The 16,226-nt window shown below is 70.4% G+C and carries 18 protein-coding genes; 4 read left to right on the forward strand and 14 right to left on the reverse strand.

Annotation, left to right across the window (positions count from 1 at the left end; translation table 11 throughout):
* Positions 1 to 34: 34 nt before the first annotated feature.
* Positions 35 to 469: an NUDIX domain-containing protein gene (locus ACFYZY_RS02835; RefSeq protein WP_376395776.1), complete on the reverse strand. Its 435-nt coding sequence runs from the start codon at positions 467 to 469 to the stop codon at positions 35 to 37.
* Between the two features lie 289 nt (positions 470 to 758).
* Here ACFYZY_RS02835 and ACFYZY_RS02840 point away from each other — a divergent pair, with 289 nt between their 5' ends.
* A complete protein-coding gene (locus ACFYZY_RS02840; protein WP_388688894.1) occupies positions 759 to 2,066 on the forward strand; it encodes an XRE family transcriptional regulator in 1,308 nt (435 codons plus the stop codon).
* A 69-nt stretch (positions 2,067 to 2,135) separates the two neighbouring features.
* Here ACFYZY_RS02840 and ACFYZY_RS02845 read toward each other — a convergent pair whose 3' ends face one another.
* The 5 genes from ACFYZY_RS02845 to ACFYZY_RS02865 form a co-directional block, all read right to left on the reverse strand.
* On the reverse strand, positions 2,136 to 2,501 hold the full coding sequence (locus ACFYZY_RS02845) for a MazG-like family protein (protein ID WP_388688895.1): 366 nt from the start codon (positions 2,499 to 2,501) through the stop codon (positions 2,136 to 2,138).
* A 73-nt stretch (positions 2,502 to 2,574) separates the two neighbouring features.
* Complete coding sequence (locus ACFYZY_RS02850; RefSeq protein ID WP_388689353.1) at positions 2,575 to 3,150, reverse strand: response regulator transcription factor; 576 nt, start codon at positions 3,148 to 3,150, stop codon at positions 2,575 to 2,577.
* A 68-nt stretch (positions 3,151 to 3,218) separates the two neighbouring features.
* Complete coding sequence (locus ACFYZY_RS02855) at positions 3,219 to 4,406, reverse strand: NUDIX domain-containing protein (protein WP_388688897.1); 1,188 nt, start codon at positions 4,404 to 4,406, stop codon at positions 3,219 to 3,221.
* A gap of 33 nt (positions 4,407 to 4,439) precedes the next feature.
* On the reverse strand, positions 4,440 to 5,024 hold the full coding sequence (locus ACFYZY_RS02860; RefSeq protein ID WP_388688898.1) for a class I SAM-dependent methyltransferase: 585 nt from the start codon (positions 5,022 to 5,024) through the stop codon (positions 4,440 to 4,442).
* Between the two features lie 35 nt (positions 5,025 to 5,059).
* A complete protein-coding gene (locus ACFYZY_RS02865; RefSeq protein WP_388689355.1) occupies positions 5,060 to 6,829 on the reverse strand; it encodes an ATP-binding cassette domain-containing protein in 1,770 nt (589 codons plus the stop codon).
* Positions 6,830 to 7,242: 413 nt separating this feature from the next.
* Here ACFYZY_RS02865 and ACFYZY_RS02870 point away from each other — a divergent pair, with 413 nt between their 5' ends.
* Together ACFYZY_RS02870 and ACFYZY_RS02875 are read left to right on the forward strand one after the other, a co-directional pair.
* The gene (locus ACFYZY_RS02870) at positions 7,243 to 7,803 is read left to right on the forward strand and encodes an NUDIX domain-containing protein (protein WP_388688899.1); all 561 of its coding nucleotides are present in this window, start codon (positions 7,243 to 7,245) and stop codon (positions 7,801 to 7,803) included.
* A gap of 252 nt (positions 7,804 to 8,055) precedes the next feature.
* A complete protein-coding gene (locus tag ACFYZY_RS02875) occupies positions 8,056 to 8,439 on the forward strand; it encodes an HIT family protein (RefSeq protein WP_382944925.1) in 384 nt (127 codons plus the stop codon).
* 164 nt (positions 8,440 to 8,603) lie between these two features.
* Here ACFYZY_RS02875 and ACFYZY_RS02880 read toward each other — a convergent pair whose 3' ends face one another.
* Positions 8,604 to 9,857 (reverse strand): hypothetical protein, encoded by a 1,254-nt coding sequence (locus ACFYZY_RS02880; RefSeq protein WP_388688901.1) that lies wholly within the window; start codon positions 9,855 to 9,857, stop codon positions 8,604 to 8,606.
* A gap of 143 nt (positions 9,858 to 10,000) precedes the next feature.
* Here ACFYZY_RS02880 and ACFYZY_RS02885 point away from each other — a divergent pair, with 143 nt between their 5' ends.
* Positions 10,001 to 10,528, forward strand: coding sequence for an NUDIX domain-containing protein (locus tag ACFYZY_RS02885; protein ID WP_388688903.1), 528 nt, complete (start codon positions 10,001 to 10,003; stop codon positions 10,526 to 10,528).
* Positions 10,529 to 10,548: 20 nt separating this feature from the next.
* Here ACFYZY_RS02885 and ACFYZY_RS02890 read toward each other — a convergent pair whose 3' ends face one another.
* From ACFYZY_RS02890 to folE, 7 genes are all read right to left on the reverse strand, one after another.
* Entirely contained in the window at positions 10,549 to 11,088 is a 540-nt protein-coding gene (locus ACFYZY_RS02890; RefSeq protein WP_388688905.1) for an NUDIX hydrolase, read from the reverse strand.
* Between the two features lie 2 nt (positions 11,089 to 11,090).
* A complete protein-coding gene (locus ACFYZY_RS02895) occupies positions 11,091 to 11,939 on the reverse strand; it encodes a class I SAM-dependent methyltransferase (RefSeq protein ID WP_388688906.1) in 849 nt (282 codons plus the stop codon).
* A gap of 64 nt (positions 11,940 to 12,003) precedes the next feature.
* Complete coding sequence (locus ACFYZY_RS02900) at positions 12,004 to 12,927, reverse strand: DUF2797 domain-containing protein (RefSeq protein WP_388688908.1); 924 nt, start codon at positions 12,925 to 12,927, stop codon at positions 12,004 to 12,006.
* 33 nt (positions 12,928 to 12,960) lie between these two features.
* Positions 12,961 to 13,653 carry a dTMP kinase gene (locus ACFYZY_RS02905; protein ID WP_388688909.1) on the reverse strand — a complete coding sequence of 231 codons (693 nt, stop codon included), beginning with the start codon at positions 13,651 to 13,653 and terminating at the stop codon, positions 12,961 to 12,963.
* Positions 13,650 to 14,729 carry a hypothetical protein gene (locus tag ACFYZY_RS02910; RefSeq protein WP_388688911.1) on the reverse strand — a complete coding sequence of 360 codons (1,080 nt, stop codon included), beginning with the start codon at positions 14,727 to 14,729 and terminating at the stop codon, positions 13,650 to 13,652. The genes ACFYZY_RS02905 and ACFYZY_RS02910 overlap by 4 nt, the downstream gene beginning before the upstream one ends.
* Entirely contained in the window at positions 14,726 to 15,547 is an 822-nt protein-coding gene (locus tag ACFYZY_RS02915; RefSeq protein ID WP_388688912.1) for a hypothetical protein, read from the reverse strand. Before ACFYZY_RS02915 ends, ACFYZY_RS02910 begins: the two co-directional genes overlap by 4 nt.
* Positions 15,547 to 16,224, reverse strand: coding sequence for a GTP cyclohydrolase I (gene folE / locus ACFYZY_RS02920; protein ID WP_388688914.1), 678 nt, complete (start codon positions 16,222 to 16,224; stop codon positions 15,547 to 15,549). The genes ACFYZY_RS02915 and folE overlap by 1 nt, the downstream gene beginning before the upstream one ends.
* Positions 16,225 to 16,226 lie beyond the last annotated feature (2 nt).

Genomic DNA, 16,226 nt, shown 5'->3' on the forward strand with positions numbered 1-16,226 from the left:
GCCTCCCTGATGCGGGTCGGGGCGGATGGGTGGGTCAGACGTCCAGGAGGCCGAGGAGCGCGCCCTGCCCGGACTGGAGCACGTGCGCGGTCTCCAGGGGGATCCAGAAGCACTCGAACCTCGTCGGCTCACCGTGCCCGTCGTGGTCCTCCTGGCTCGGCCACCGCTCGGGCGTCGGCTCGGTCAGCTCCATCAGGAACGTGTGCCGCTCCTGGATCTCGGGGCGGTACGGACCCATGTCGTACGAGGTCACGCCCAACTTGCGCACGATCTTGAAGTCGCTCAGTCCGGTCTCCTCGCGGGCCTCGCGCAGCGCCGCCGCCTCGGGCGACTCGCCATCGCGGATGCTGCCGGCCGGGACCTGAATGCCTACCTCCTCCCAGGGGAAGTCGGTATGGCGGTGGACCAGCAGTCGGCCGTCGCGCACGATGTAGCACAGCGCTTTGGCCTTGATGGTCTTCTCGGACACGCGGTTCTCCTCAGGAGTCGTCGGATCACGCCCGCCGGCCACAACCCGAGGTCGGGCAACGAGGACCGGTCGGGACGGAAGCGCTGAGTCTAGGTCTCGCGAGGAAGCTCCCGATGGAGCCCGCAGAGGCCGAAGAGACCTGCCACATCGGGCTGTCATCGCCACTCGTGCAGGACTTCGAGGATGCGACAACTGTCCCTTCCTGCAAAGGGGTTGCCGGTAGTCCCCCGGTAGTCCCCTTCGGTCGAAAGAAGGGACGGAGGGCGCGGCCCGGTGCTTGTATATCGGCGTGGACCAGTTCACCCACCCGCTCGCCTACCGCCGGTGGCAACGCGGACTGACCGGGCCTGACCTCGCGGCCCGGGTCCGTACCGCCGCAGCCCGCCGCGGCCTGCGCTCCGGCGCGGACAAACAACGCGTGCGCAAGTGGGAGCGGGGAGCCGTCCCCGAGGCCGACACCCAGCACGACATCGCCGAGGCCCTGGGAATGCCGGCCGACGACGTCGACCCGGACAACTGGCCGAACTGGCTCCTCGCCGGCGACGCCGGCGTCGTCCCGCTTGGCCCATCCAGCACCGTGCCCGCCCTGCGAGAGGCCCTCACCAGCACCATGGACCGACGTGCGTTTCTTTCCGCTTCGGGCGTAGCCCTCACGGGCCTCGCCGCCACCTGGGCAGGCTCGGGTGCCGTCGTCCTCCCCTCCGCGAAGGGCCCCACGAACGTAGGGGGCGAACTGGTCACCCTCCTCGAAGACAGCACCCGGCGCCTCAGCTCGATCGCCACCGAGCAGCGCCAGCACCTCACCGCGCTCCTCGACGGACACCTCACCACCGTCACCGACATGATCCAGCACGGCCGCTACGACAAACCGACAGGCCGGCGCCTCCACCACCTCGCGGCCTCCCTCGCCCAGACAACCGCCTGGCACCGCTTCGACCGCGGACAGCACACGACCGCCCAGAAGCACTGGGTCGCCGCCCTCCACAGCGCCCACGCCACCGGAGACCGCGACATGGGCGCCGCCATGCTCGGAGACCTCGCCTATCAGGCCGCCTGGTGCAAGGACCACCCCACCGCCGTCGGCATCCTCACCCACGCCATCACCCGCACCGATCACCCCGCTGCCCGCAGCCTTCTCCACCTCCGCCTCGCCCGGGCCCTGGCGGCCCAAGGAGACGAGCGGGAGACCCGACGAGCCCTCACCACAGCCGAACGACTCCTCGCGGCCTCGACCGCGAAACCCCTGCCGGCCTGGTGCTCCTGGTACGGCGAAGCCGATCTCGCCGTCGATACCGGTCAAGCCCTCCTCGACCTCGGCGACACGGCTCGCGCCCACCAGCTGATCACCGAAGGGCGTGCCCTCTTGCCCCCCGAGCGAGACAAGACCAAAGGGGTCTTCCTCGCCTACCAGGCCAAGAGCCACCTCGAACTCAAGGAGCCGGAGATCGCCGCCCGCACAGCCGGGGAAGCCCTTCGGCTCGCCCGCCGCATCGGAGCACCGCGCTGCGAAGCCCTGGTCCAGGACCTCGTCCCCGCCTTCCGGCAAGTGTCGGCCGCCGAGGGCGTCCAAGAGTTCCTGGCCCTGGCCGCCGGTTGAGGAAACCTGGAGAGCGCGCCTGCACGCCGGTCCTCTGCCGCGTGACTCCCTGTTCGCCCGCACCGTTTTTCACGCCCCTTCGCCAGGCGGCGTCCTGGTGTCGCCGTCCAGGTCGAAGAACCTTGCGGCCTTCCGGGCGAGCAGGGCTTCGAAGAAGGCCGGAGCCTCGTCACCCAGCATCCGGTGCAGGGAGACCAGGCTGGTGATCGCGGCATCAGCGACCTCTTCCTGGACGTGGCCCCAGGTATGGCTCTGCCCTTTCCGGGGGTTGGTGGCCCAGGCGCCGATCACGGCCTGGGCCGACTCGCCGACCTCCTCGGTGAGTTTGAGGACCTGCAAGGTCCACTGCTGCTCTGCGGGGATCCCGCGTTCGGTGTCGAGACGGGTGAAGAGCTCGGCCAGTCGGCCGATGGTCTCCCACGGGACAGTGCTCACAACAGAACTCCTTGGTCTCTGCAGGGGGAGCGTCCGCCAGCGGAAGCGCTGGCGTGTGTGATGGTGGGCTGGGTCATATGAGTCCCTGGCGCATCGCGTAGGCCACCGCGTGAGACCGGTTGCGCAGTTGCAGCCGGGTGATGACGCCGTGCAGCACGTGCTTGATGGTGCGTTCGGAGTACGAGAGCTTCGCGGCGATGTCCGCGGTGTTGTAGCCCTCCGCCACCAGGCGCAGCACGTCGATCTCGCGGGCGGCGAGGCCGGTGAAGTGCAGGCCGCGCGGGCCGAGGACCTGGCCCTGGAGCCTGCCGACCTCCTCTAGGAGGCGCCCCACCAGGTCGGAGGGGAGGTGCCCGGCGCCCTTCGCGACCGTGCCGATCACGTGCACCAGGTGCTCGGGGGTCGCCTCCGCGCGCCGGATCACCCCGGCGACCCCGCACTCCGCCGCGCTCACCAGCTTCTGTTCGTCGATGTCGGTGGTCACGAGGACGGGGCGGGAGGTGCTGGTCCGATTGATGTGGCGGAGCAGCCGCAGAACCTCTTCGTCGACCGTGTCCACCACGAGGACGACGACCTCGGCCTCCGGGACGGCGTCCTCGGGCCAGTCGGCGATGGTGATCTCGGGACGGGGCCGCAGCTGACTGATCACTCCGGCCTGGGAGATCGGGTCGGGTGCGCGCAGCGCGACAGTGATTCGGGTGCTGGTCACGGCGGCGATCAGCTGTCCGGAGTCGGCCGTGAGTCGGGCGAGAGGCGGGTGTCGTAGGGCTGGAAGTCGGCCGGCGGGTGGTCGAGGGGGAGGTCCTGGTTCCAAGCCGTCAGGCATTGGCTGCTCGGCTCGAAGAGGGGCTGGGGCAGTGCGTCGAGGCTCCAGAATCGCCACGAGCCGATCGTTCTCTCCAGCTCCCGTGGCGTGCCGGACCAGCGGGTGATCAGCGCGGGCACGGTGAGCCGGAGGACGCCGCCAACGTGGTCGAGAAGCGTGCCGAGCAGCTGCACGTCGGCCGGCTTCGCGGTCAGCCCGGTTTCCTCGGCGAGCTCTCGGATCACGGCCTCGACGAAGGTCTCGCCGGGCTCCAACGATCCGCCGGGCAATTCCCACGTGCCGCGCCGGTGGCGCCCCAGCAGGGCACCGTCCGGGCCGTGCACGATGATGCCGACCCCCAGCGCCGCGTGGGGCGCGGGCGGCGCCGACGTCCGGGGCCGGCTGCGGATCCGTTCCGGGCGGCGAGCCGCGTACAGCCGGTACGACAGCGGCTGGTCGGCCTGCGGGGAGTCGATCGTCGTGACCGTCTCCATGACAAGGCCGTGGTCGACGAGGAGGTCCTCCCACAGCTGCGGTTCGAGGACCCACATGTGCATCTGGTGCTCGATGTCCGAGCCGGGCAGCCGCAGGATCTCCGGGCGGGCCGTGACGGAGTCGGACGGACCGTCGCCGCAGGAGCTGGTGTGCAGCGCGCTGAACACCAGCCGCCCCCCGGGCCTGAGGCCGTTGGCCAGGGCGGGCATAAGGCGGTGCGGATCCAGGAAGGGCATGCCGCTGACGGAGTAGATCAGGTCGTAGGGGTCGGCTTCCCGTAGGTGGTCGACGGCGTCGGCGCACACCAGGCGCAGGCCGGGGGTGTCGGGGTAGCGGGCGAGGGCGCGCTGGTGCTGGGTGGGGGAGGCGTCGACGGCGGTGACGTCGGCGCCGAGGGCGGCCAGGTGGGCGGCGTGTCGGCCGACTCCGGATCCCAGGTCCAGGACGCGCAGGCCGGCGACCTCGCCGAGCACGCTGATTCCGGGCCCGGCCTGCGACATATCCCAGGCCCATTCGCCCAGCTCAGGCAGGTCGAATGTACGGCCGAGCTGATGGCGGCCGTAGAGGGTCCAGATCTTGCCGATTTCCTTCTCGACGTCCAGCACGAGGGACTTCCTTCCGTTCGCGGGGCCGGGTGGTCAGGGGCGCAGGGCGTAGCAGCGCAGGACGTCGAGGTCGGCGGTCCGCGCGGCGGACCAGCCGGCCGCGAGCAGTTCGGCGTCCGCCGGCGGGATGCCGAGGCCGAGGAGGCTCGGCTCGGTGGTCGTGCGGCGGCCGGCGATCTCGGTGACGACCCAGAAGGTGCCGCCGGGCGCGAGTAGGCGGCGGACCCGGCTGAGGAAGCCGGGCTTGTCGTCCATCCATCGGTAGACCAGGCGGCAGGTGATGAGGGCGTAGGCCGCGTCCGGGAGCGTCGTGAGATCGCCGGTCGCGATGTCCAGGCGCTGCCACGTCGGCCCCAGCCCGGCGTCCTGGGCGGCGGCGAGCGTGATGGCGCTGGGGGAGCAGTCGATGCCGGTCGTGCGGTAGCCGAGCTCGTGGTGGAGGTGGCGGGCGAGGCAGCCGTCGCCGCTGCCGATGTCGAGGGCGGGACGGCCCTCGCCGGGGCCGAGGTGCTCGGCCATCAGCTGCTTCTCGGCCTGACACAGCGGCCGGTAGCGACGGCCGCTGTGCCACAAGGGCTCCCAATAAGCTGGGGTCGCGGTAGATGCGGTGGCGGTCACGAGGTTCCCTCTCGGGCGGGGCGCGGTGAGGTCGGTCAGCGGTCCTGGGAGAGTTCCAGGAGTTCGGCGAAGGTTCCGCCGCCGTGGGCGAGGTCGTCGTACCGGCCCTGTTCAGTGATCCGGCCGTGCTCCATCACGATGACGTGGTCGGCGATCTTGGTGTTCTCCAGGCGGTGGGTGACCACAATGGTGATGCGGTCCGCGGCGATGGCCTTGATCTGCTCGAAGATCTGGTGTTCGCCCCGGGGGTCCATCTGGGAGGTGGGCTCGTCGAGGATCAGGAGTTCGGGCCGGCGGTACAGGGCCCTGGAACACGCGATGCGCTGCCACTGGCCGCCGGAGAGTTCCGTGCCGCCCCAGAGGTCCCGGGCGAGGAGGGTGTCGAGGCCGGCGGGGAGGTCATCGACGGCGTCGCGCAGACCGACCGCGTCGACGGCCTCCCACACCGGTGCGTCGTCGTCGGTACGCGGCTGGCCGAGGGTCACGTTCTCGCGCAGGCGCAGCGGCCACTGCCCGAAGATCTGCGGCACCAGGCCGGTCAGGCGCCAGACCGAGGCCGGGTCGGCGTCGGCGAGGTCGGTGCCGTTCCACGAGACCGTGCCCTTGTCCGCCAGGTAGATGCCGGTCAGCAGCCGGGTCAGGGTGCTCTTCCCGGAGCCGTTCGCCCCGACGATCGCGAGGATCTGGCCGCGCCGCAGGGTCAGCGAGACGCCGTCGACGGCGGGCTTGTCCTTGCCCGGGTACTGGTAGACGACCTCTTCCAGACGGATCTCGTCCACCGGTGAGGCCAGACGGCAAGGACCCCGCTGGGGCGCGCGGTCGGCGGCCTCGTCGAGGAAGCTCTGCATGTCGCCGAGGTACAGGCTGGTGTGGAAGACCGCGGCGCCGCCGGTGACGACCTGGGTCAAGGCGGCGAGCATGGTCTGCACCGCGATCACGGCCGTCGCGGCGACGGCGAGGTCGATCCGGCCGGAGACCGCCAGCCAGGCCAGTGCACCCCACGTCGCCGCCAGGCAGATGCCGCCGGCGAGCGCGGACAGCAGAGCGATCCGCAGGGTTCGTGGCGCGGCGGCCAGGGTGCGCCGATCGCACCGGTCCGATAGAGCCCGGTACCAGTAGACGAGATAGTCGACCATGGAGTTCGCGCGGACCTCGTCGCTGTACTTGGACTCGGTGGCCCACCAGCGCATCATCCCGCGTACGTTGCGATCCGCGATGTTGCCGTAGTGGATCTCGTAGTCGACCCGCGCGCTCAGCACGGCCCCGACACCGGCCGGCAGCACGGCGAGCAGCAGCAGCGGCAGCATCAGCGGGTTCAGCACCGACAGCACGCCTCCGGCGGTGACCATGCGGATCACCGCCGACACGAACTGCTGCGCGTCGGCCACCATCACGTGGGTGCGCATCACCCCCATCTCGGCCGCCTCACGCCGGTCGGAGAAACCGTCCTCCGCGTACGCAGCCGCCTCCACTCGGCACACCGCCTCGACCAGCGCCGAATCCATCTCCGTCGTCAACCGCGGCGTGATCCGCCGCCCCGCGTACGAGGCCACCGCTCTCGCTGTCCGAGCCACGGCGGCGGCGACCGTCACCACGAGCAGCGCCGGCAGGGCACCCCGCAGGCGGTCTCCGGCGGACCCGGGTCCGAGTACGGGTTCCATGGCGCGGGCGGTGGCCGTCAGCAGCACGGCGGCCGAGACGCCCGTGACCAGCTGGCAGCCGAGAAGCAGCTGCACGGCGCCCCGGTCGATCCGCCAGGACAGCCGCGCGATCCGGCCCAGGACGGCGGGGATCTGCGCGCACATCCGCCGGAAGGACACCTCGGCGAGCGGGTTGATGGAGTACTGCCCGGTGTAGGTGATCTCCGCCGGCGGGGGAGGAGGCGGTGTGGTCTTGTGCTGATCGTTCACGGGAGTCGAGGTCAACGGCGGTTCCTCCTGGACGGTCGCGTGGGGCGGTCGGGTAGCTCAACGACCGCGCCGGGATATCGAACTGGTGTCTTTCGGTCTCAGTGGGATCCCCGAGATTCGGCGCGTGTCGGAGCGTGGACAGTGCATCGACCCGCCTGCAGCAACAGGGCTACTGAGGAAGGAGGTTGGCCGAAACGCCGCCAGCGAGCGCTTCGGCGTGAAGATGAGCGCGTTGGCGTACTGCGAATCCCGTGCGACTTGTAGAGTGCGAGCCTTCCCGCCCCGTACGCCTTCGCTGGAGTTGACTTGTGGCGATCACGGACACCGACATCTCGGACGCCCTTGGTGCCTATCTGCAGCACTACCCGGACGAGGTTGAGCAGCTGTCTGAGCCTCTGCGTCTCTTGGGGCAAGGCCAGGACTTCGCCTCCCGGTTCACCTTCCCCTTGCATGTGACCGTCGGTGCCCTGGTTGTCCGCAGAGGCGCCGAGATCCTGCTCGTCGAGCACCGCGCCTACGGAATCACCTTGCAGCCGGGCGGCCACGTCGAGCCGACCGATGCCACGCTGGTCGAGGCGGCAGCGCGCGAGCTGGCGGAGGAGACCGGTATCGACCCCAGCCAGGTCTCTGCCGTCTCGTCGGCTCCCGTTTACGTCGAGTACGGCTTGGTGCCCGCCCGGCCTCAGAAGGGCGAGCCAGAGCACTTCCACCTGGACCTCGGCTTCGCCTTCACCACGGTCCGCGGCGAGGTGGGGCGTCTGCAGGAGTCCGAGGTGACAGGCGCTGGTTGGTACCCGCTCGATGTCGCCGAACGCCTTGTCGGAAGCCGTATCGCCCGAGCGATCTGCGCGCCGACGCAGGTCAACTGACTTAGAGGCGGTGCGCGGGGGCACTGCGCCCGCCGTGCGCTGCCAGTCCTTGGGGTGCGACGCATCACCCGATCGGGCATGGATTAAGGCGAGCTCGAAGGCGAGCCGGTCCATCAAGCGCGCCAGTAACACCCCTTTGTGTACCTTGAGTTTGCCTGCACCCGGCTGGTCCGGTTGATTTCCAGGGTGTGGGGAGACGCGCCCTGCAGGCCGGCGCGCGACTCGCCCGACGAAAACAGAAAGTGACCGACTGTGACGACTGGTCATACTGCTGTCTCTGACTTCTACTGCCACCAGGCGCTGTCCGGCCTGGCGCCGATCGAGATCGTCGCGGAGACGGACCGGGCTCTCGCCTTCCACCACACCAACCCCGCGCACCCGGTGCACATCGTGGTGATCCCCAAAGAACACGTGCCGTCGCTGACGGACCTGGGCCACGCCGACGCGAGCCTGCTGACGGAGGTCGTCGGGCTGGTGCGCGAGGTGGCTGCGGGGGTCGAGAAGGAGCACGGGTCGTGCTCGGTGACCACGAACCTCGGGCTGTACCAGGAGTCCAAGCACATGCACTGGCACGTGGTCTTCCGGGGCGAGAGCACCAAGCAGATCCTCGACACCTACGGTCACCACGACGGCTGAGACCAGCCTCGCCGACGTCGGGAGGTTCGCGCGTCCACCGCGATCCACGCGTCTCACGCCGCGGCGGCGTGCACGTGGTCTCGGCTTGCCTTCGGAAGGCGCGCACCGGTCAACGGGGCGAGAGTCTCGCACGCCTTCGCCGGCGAGCCCCTCCGGCGAGCCGGTCATCGCCCGGGACAAAACGGCACCGGTCCGGTCGCTGCGCGGCGTACGTAGCCGGCCGTCACCAGGGTCGGCCGGGCGGCGACGGCGCTCCGGAGGAAGCTCAGCTTGGAGTGGAAGGTGTGCTCGACCGCCCAACCACGGCTGGCGACGTAGTTTCGGAGCCAGCCGTTGATGCGCTCCATCTCGCCGAGGACTTCGTCCTGGTCCTGGGCGAGGACCCCCCGCGTGCGCAGGTACTCCAGCTCGCACTGCGAGAGGATCACCGTGGGGTCCGCGAGGAGAGCGCAGCGGTCGAGGAAGATTCCGTAGACGTGACCGGTGCGCATCGACTCACACTGGATGTCGTAGCGGACACGCTCGAAGGGCGGCATAGCCCGTACCTGGAGGCCCAGTTCGCTACGTAGGTAAGCCTCGAAGCTGTCGGAGGTGACGTTGATGCCGTACACCAGCTCCTCTCGGCGGGCGAAGGTGTCCTTGGCGAACCACTTCCGCTTGAGCACGTTGCCGGCTGTGACCGTGGGAACGAAGGAGGCGTAGCCGACCTCCGGATCGGGGCCGGTGACCTCGAAGAGGTAGTTCTCGGTGTGGTGGATCTGGAATTCCTCCCGGTACTCCGGCCGGCAACCCTCCAGCTCACCGTCGCGCAGCGCCTTGAGGAGTTCCATGGAGGCGGCCCAGATGTCGGGCGCCGGGTCGAGGGTGTACTTGTACTCCAGCTCGGTGCCTTCAAAGTGCTTGCGGAAGTATCGGCGGTGGTTGTTGAGTGCCGTGCTCGACACGTGGTGCGCGGCCAGGACCGGGTCGAGCCAGCGAAGGGCCTGAACCGGTCCGTGGCCGATCGGCTCGCTGGTGGTGCGCACGAAGCAGGCATCCTCGGGGTGGAACCGGATCTGCGCGTAGGCGTGGTAGCCATCGGGGTATTCGGCCAGGTAGCACAGGGGCACCAGGCTCGCGGCGGCCTCGGCACCGATCAGCCCGCGCAGGGCAGTGCCGGCGATGGCGTCGGGGAACAGGTCCTCACCGTTGATCCGGGCCGAGCCGATCCGGATGCCGTCGCTGCGGAGCGCTTCGGCGGAACATGTTCCGAGCGTGTCCCAGCGGATGATCACGGTGGTGCTCGGCCGGCTCACCTCCTGCGGGGTGACCCGGACGAGGACGAGGGGCTCGATTGCCCGACGTGGCAGGGTGCGGTTGAGGAGATGGACGCCGCCGAGGACGACCCATGCTCCTGGCGCCATCGTGCTGGTGTTCATGTCCTGCCTTCCTTTCGTGAAGTGGGCACCGCGCTTGCCGCCCCGCTGCCTTTGCGACACAGGGCCCCTGGTCAGGCACGGTCGTCTGTTCGGCGGGCCAGTCCTGCGCCGCACGGGTGGGGTGTCGGCCTAGGGTGGTGCGGGTGAGTCTTGGTGAAGCTGTTCAGGTGGTCGTGGACGAGGCTGTTGCGGATGCCGGTCTTGCCGCGCTGGAGTTCGACGGGGCGCGGGCCTGGCTGGAGGAGGCACGCCGGCGCCGGATGGAGCCGTTGGCGGCCGAGGTGTGGGTGACCGATCCCGCCTTCGAGTACGTGCTGCTGGTCAAGCACCGTGTCCGCGGATGGGTTCCGCCCGGCGGCAAGGCAGAGCCGGGGGAGACGCCGCGTGCGGCAGCCGTCCGTGAGCTGCTGGAGGAGACCGGCCTGCGGGTCGAGCTGCTGGCCGAGCCAGCTGCCGTGGCGGTGCGGTCCTACCGGTCCGACTGGTCCCCGACGCTGGGCCTGTCCTACGCCGCGATCGTCGACCGCGAAGTATCGCTCGCGGCGGAGCCGGGGCAGCCGGCGGCGTGGTTCCGCCTGGACGAGGAGTGGGAGAGCGTGTTCCCCGACGACCGCGACCGCATCCGTACGCACGCCCGGCGCCTGGCCACCTCGGCGGCTCGCGCCCGCTGACCGGGTGGTTCGGCGGCCGTTCACAGGACGGTGTCAATCCGGGCGAGGGCGGACGGCGGCAGGGTGATCAGCCGGAGGGCATGCAGGAAGTGGCACCACACCGGGGTCAGGCCGGGACGGCTTTCGAACTCGCTGCTGGTCAGGCGGCCTTCGGCGTAGTCGACGGTGCGCAGCGCGGTGTGCTGGAGCTGCTCGGGACGGACCCACTGGGGGGCACGTACCTCCCTGGCCGAGAAGCGCAGAGTTCCGCGGACCTCGGCCTGGAAGATCCACCACTGGTGCCCGACCGGGCCGCTGGGCGTGCGTCGGCAGTGGTTGGGGCGCCACTGGGTCAGCAGCGGGTGCAGGCGCGTGACGGTGAGCCCGACCTCTTCGGCCACCTCGTTGCGGGCGGCCTGTTCGGGGCTGCCGTGCTGGTCGATGTGGCCGGCGACCGGTGCGAGACCGGCTGGCGGCGTCGCCCGCTCGAACACCAGCAGCCCCTCCGGTCCGGGAACCAGCACCCCGACGCTGGTGTGGTCGCAGGAGTCCTCGGTGGTAACGGGGAGAGAGGCGGCCATGCTCATGGCGTGTCCACGGGCCGCTGGGCGACGGCGACGAGCCAGCTCGTCACGGTCGGGGTGTCGGGCGTGGTCAGGGAGTAGGCCGCGTCCAGGATCTCCATCCGCTGGGCGTGGGTGAACCCGCCGCCTGCCGGACGGGCGAACACGGGAATGGACAGCCACGCCTTCTTCTCCGCCATGGTGCCGTGCTGGGCGGTGACCTCTGTCTCGACGAGGGCCAGTCCGGCGGCGGCCAGCTCGGTGGTGACCGTCTCCAGCGGCAGTTTCGGTGCCGTATCTGTGGCCTTCGGCGGAGGGGTGTAGCCGTGATCGCGGGCGGCGACCAGATGGATGAGGGTGTTCAGCGACGGGCCGGTACGGACGGTGCGCTCGTCGGGGTGGTGCACGCCCGCGAAGCCGCCGCCGATGTTGAAGACGAACCGGCCGCCCGGGCGCAGGACGCGGGCGACGGCGGCGAAGACCGCCGCGACGTCGGCCTTCCAGATCGCCGAGTTGCACACCACCGCGTCCACACCGCCGGCCGGGACGTGTGCGGCGAGCTGCTCGGCCGGGGCGGTGATCCAGGACAGCCGGGGATCGGACAGGGAGCGTCGGCCGACACGCTGCATCGCGCCGGAGCTGTCCACGGAGACGACCCGGGCCCGGTCCGGGACCAGGCCGAGAATCGCGCGGGCGGTCGTACCCGCCCCGCCGCACAGGTCCACCACCAGACCGGCGTCGGCCAGCCCGGCTCTGCCGGCGAGGTCGAGGCTGGTGACGTTATACATCGGGTGGATGCGGGTGAAGGCTTCGTACGCCTCGGCGGTGGCGGTCTCGTCCCAGCCGGTCAGGGCGTCCTGGGGTGCCATGGTGGAGAGGTCCTCGCTTCACGGATCGGGGCCGCGGCCGGGGCCGGACCAGAGGCTTGAAGGGTTAGAAGAGAGCGGACTGCACCGCGGCGGCGGGGGAGGAGAACTGCGGCCCGAGGGTGATGCGGTGGCCCTTGAGGACGCCGAGGTCGAGCAGGTAGGGCAGGTCGTCACCGTCGAGCGTGGCCAGGCCCTGGGAGCCAACGCAGGCGAGCACCGTCAGGCCGTGCTCGCCCTTGCGCAGGTCGTGCGGGTACAGGGCACGCTCGGTGACGGGGGCACGGAGCAGGTCGCCTTCGGCGGGCGGCGCCCACGGCTCCAGCACGGCCGGAATGCTCATCTCGGACAGGGCTTCGGCCGCCCGGTCGAGGTGCTGCTGGTGGGCGGCGCGGACGGGGGCGAGGTCGCGCAGAGCCGCCAGAGCCTTCAGTTTGGCCGCAGCCCGAACGGTCTGCGTCAGGTCCAGGCGCCGGGAGAGAGCGTCCTCGACGAACCGCACCGTGCGCCCGTCGGGGCTCTTGGCCAGGTAGGTGGCCGCCAGGGCCCCCTGCTCGTCGAGGCGGGAGCGCTTTCGGGGTTCGGCTGCGGTGCCGACCTTGGTGGTGCCGTCGGCGAACGTCGCCAGGTAGAGCCAGTGCGGCTGAGCCATGTAGGCGGCCAGGGCGTCGGGGACGTGGCCCCCGGAGTGGAACTGGTGGGCGAAGCGGAATTCGTCCCGCGCGGTGCAGGCGGCGCACTGGCCGCCGGTCTCGGCCGGGGCCTGGTCGGGGCAGGCGACGGCTTCGACGCGGACGCGGTCGGCGAACCGGTACCGGCCGGTGCACCACCGGCCGGCATCGTTCACCTGGTAGGCCAGACGCCCGCCCACGACCTGGGCGTGAAGCAGGGGTTTGCCGGGCGGCGGGGCGAGCAGGAGACAGGGGGCTCCGTTCGCCCAGGTGATGCCGTGGCATACGTACGTCCCGCTGGTGGGCAGGCTCTGGTCCATGGTGGTTCCTCGCCGATCAGTGCGTGGGGTGGGTCAGACGGTCAGGTTCAGACAGTCAGCCAGGTTGCCGGCGGCCGTCTTGAAGACCTCGTCCCGGTCCAGGCCCGCGACGTCGAGCCACAGCCAGTCGCTGCAGGACGCCTGTTCGCGCATCTGGTTCAGGACGGTGTCCTGGTAGCGGATGAAGTCCTCGTCTCCGTCGCCGGAGTGGCCGGTCTCCAGAGAGGTGAACGAGCCCTTGCGGGCGAGGGCTTCGCGGGCGCCGATGTTCAGGAAGAACACCAGGTCGGGTTCGGTCAGATGGGCGAAGACCTGTTCGGCGAGGCGGGCGGGGACCTCGGGGTTGACCGCGTAGCGGGCGAGGATCTTGTGGTGGGCGTTGTCGAGGACCACGTGGGTGCCGGCAGCGAGCGCGGGCCGGATCACGAGTCGGTCCTGCAGGGTGTACCAGGAGGCCAGGGCCAGCAGCCAGTAGTAGTCGCCGCACGCCTGGGCGACGTGGGCGTCGCGCCGGTAGACCAGCTGGTTGAGGCGGTCGAGGTATGCAGACAGCTCCGGGTCCGCCGTGATGTCGGTGGTGTGCTTGCCGACGAGGATCGCCTCGTGGCCGGCGTCGGTCAGGGCCTGGTGCAGGCGGGTGGCGAGGGTGGACTTGCCGGCTCCGTCGCCGCCGACGAAGGTGATCAGCCGCCCGGGCTCAGGGGCGGACGTCGTGCTGGTCGTCATCGGGTTCCTTCCCCGGAGCGGGCCGGAGTGCCGGCCAGGCGGTGGGTGATGATGGTGCGGATCCGGTCGATGAGGACGGCTCGCCGCCGCAGGACGTCGTCGTGCCGCTCGTTGGACAGGTCGGCGGGGTAGTGCGCGGTGAGGTTGTTGGAGATGACGTGCAGGTATCCGAACCGGATCCCTGCCGTGTGGGCGGCTGCCCCCATCGGGCCGATCTCCGGGTCGACGAAGGCGTACGAGGGCATGTGCCGGGCCAGCCAGTCGGTGTCTTCCAGCAGGATCGAGGGCGAGGAAACGTGCAGGCCGCTCTGCACGCCGCCCTGGGCGGCGGCGAAGTCGCCGAAGAAGTCGTCCCAGGTCACCAGCGACCCCCGCAGCAGGCTGGTGTTGCCCGTCGCCAGCCAGGTGTTTGGCTCGATCCCGGGGGCCAGCGAGCCGACCTTGCCGATGTAGACGACGTCGCCGGCGCCGAGCTGGGCCAGCCGTGCGACGACCCGTCCGGCGACGTCGCCCCAGATGCTGTGGAGGAACCCGAGGTAGACCACGCGCCGTCCGGCTATCTCCGCGCGCTGCCAGGCGTAGCCGGGCCCCCGCATCCACACCCCGTTCGTGGGGGCGAGGTGCTGAAGGCCCCAGCCGACGATCACCAGATCGCCGTCCAGGTCCAGATCGAGCGTGTCGAAAGCGGAACGGCACTGTTCCTGCCCGGGCGGCTGGTAGGTGACGATGTCCGCCGGCCGCCCTGTCAGGGCCAGATAGGTGGCGATGATCAGCGCGTAGTGCTGGACGTAGTCGGCGCCGGGGAACGCCTGGAGGACCAGGTCCCGGCCCTGTACGGTCGCGGTGGGCCGCTCGATGTTGAACAGCTTCCCGGTCTTCTCGTATCGGGAGACCACCGCGGTGCGGTCGTAGCCGCCCACCACGCGGATGCTGTCCCAGTCCTTTTCCTGGATGAGGTCGTGGACCTTGATCTCCAGGTAGCGAAGCAGACGGCTGGGGCTCATGGTGTGCCCGTGGAAGTCGACCGGGCTCGCGTGCAGCAGCCCGGGGGCGGGAGCGGCGATCAGGGACGTCATCGGTTCTCCTCGGCGATCGTGACACTGCTGCCGGCCGCGGTACGGACGACGGCGATGTTCCGCCGGATCAGGTCGAAGCGGTTCGGGAGGATCGGGCCGAGGTTCTCGATGCGGGGCGTGGAGGGCTTCTCGTAGGGGCCTTCGAGTCGCAGGGCGATGCCCATCGCGCCGAGGATGACCGGCGCTGCGCCGTCCACGGAGGAGATCCACTCGTGCTCGCGCTGCTCGACGAGTTCCAGGTGCCCGGTCCGGCCCAGACCCAGCAGCCGGTAGACGATCAGGTCGTCGACCAGACCGTGCTCTTCCAGGTAGGCGGTCGCCAGCCAGCGGGTGCGGCACAGCTGCCCGTCCCGATCCGGACGGCGCGAGGCCGGCAGGGCGATGGCCCCGGCCCAGCCGCTGTTCACGAACGCGTCGTAGGTCCGCCTCCACTCCTCGTCGTCCGAGGCGTGCAGGACCGCGCACAGCCGGAAGGTGTCACCAGACAGCTCCCGGATCTCGCGCGCGGCCTGCTCGCTGGCCTTCAAGGTGGCGGCCCCGTCCCGCATGACGTCGGGCAGGATGATCTCCCGCGCCGACACCGCGAGCGCGGCCCGGACGAGGTCGGCGGCGGGCAGGGCGTAGCCGAGGTCGAAGAGCCCGTTGTCGACGATGATCTCGGCGCCGCGTACAGCCTCCCGGGCGAAGAAGTCCCGGTAGGAGAGGTCCGTCAGGACCCGCTGGGCGGCGACGTGGTGGACCCGGGCGGGCTCTTGGGCGACGAAGGCACGGAGGTAGGCGGGCGGGGCGATCACGGAGAAGTCGATGCTCTTGGCCATCACCGCCCTCCCCACTGCCCGGCGGCGATGGTGAGGAACTCCTGGGAGAGAACCGGGTCGGTGCGGAAACGGCCGCCCCGATGCACCGTCGTGGTGCGGGCGTCCTCCATCCGCACGCCACGCATGCTCATGCACAGGTGCACCCCGCGCACGGTGACCGCGACGTCCTCGCGGCCGAGGACGCCGACGAGGTGCTCGGCGACCTGGCGAGTGAAGCGTTCCTGGACCTGCAGCCGTCCGGCGGCGAACTGGGCGAGGCGGCCGAACTTCGACAGGCCCACCACTTCGTCGTCCGCCACGTATCCGGCCGCCACCTGCAGGTTCATGGGGAGCATGTGATGCTCGCAGAGGGACCACACGCTCATGCCGCCCACCACGACCAGCTGGCCGTCCAGATGGGACTCGGTGAAGCACGTGAGTGCGGGGGCGTCGGCCGGGGAGAGGAAGTCCCTCCACCAGGTCGCGACCCGCTCCGGGGTGCCGTTCAGCCCTTCGCGGGCGGGGTCCTCGCCCAGCTCGACCAGGAGGTCGCCGATCAGGGCAGCGACCCGGCTGGTGTCCACGCGCGGCATGGGGCGGCCGGGTTCGGTGGTACTGGGGACCATCGTGGTGGCGCTCGTCATGGGTGTCGTCTCGCTTCCGGGGACGGTGGAGAAGAGCAGATGAGTGGGGTGCACGG

This window comes from Streptomyces sp. NPDC001744 (genome assembly GCF_042892575.1).
GTDB lineage: Bacteria > Actinomycetota > Actinomycetes > Streptomycetales > Streptomycetaceae > Streptomyces.

Excerpts from the sequence above, each read along its gene's own strand:
- ACFYZY_RS02915 (WP_388688912.1), bottom strand. The coding sequence starts at position 15,547 with ATGGCCAAGAGCATCGACTTCTCCGTGATCGCCCCGCCCGCCTACCTC.
- ACFYZY_RS02910 (WP_388688911.1), bottom strand. The coding sequence starts at position 14,729 with ATGACGTCCCTGATCGCCGCTCCCGCCCCCGGGCTGCTGCACGCGAGC.
- ACFYZY_RS02880 (WP_388688901.1), bottom strand. The coding sequence starts at position 9,857 with ATGAACACCAGCACGATGGCGCCAGGAGCATGGGTCGTCCTCGGCGGC.
- ACFYZY_RS02890 (WP_388688905.1), bottom strand. The coding sequence starts at position 11,088 with ATGGCCGCCTCTCTCCCCGTTACCACCGAGGACTCCTGCGACCACACC.
- ACFYZY_RS02895 (WP_388688906.1), bottom strand. The coding sequence starts at position 11,939 with ATGGCACCCCAGGACGCCCTGACCGGCTGGGACGAGACCGCCACCGCC.
- ACFYZY_RS02865 (WP_388689355.1), bottom strand. The coding sequence starts at position 6,829 with ATGTGCGCGCAGATCCCCGCCGTCCTGGGCCGGATCGCGCGGCTGTCC.
- ACFYZY_RS02905 (WP_388688909.1), bottom strand. The coding sequence starts at position 13,653 with ATGACGACCAGCACGACGTCCGCCCCTGAGCCCGGGCGGCTGATCACC.
- ACFYZY_RS02900 (WP_388688908.1), bottom strand. The coding sequence starts at position 12,927 with ATGGACCAGAGCCTGCCCACCAGCGGGACGTACGTATGCCACGGCATC.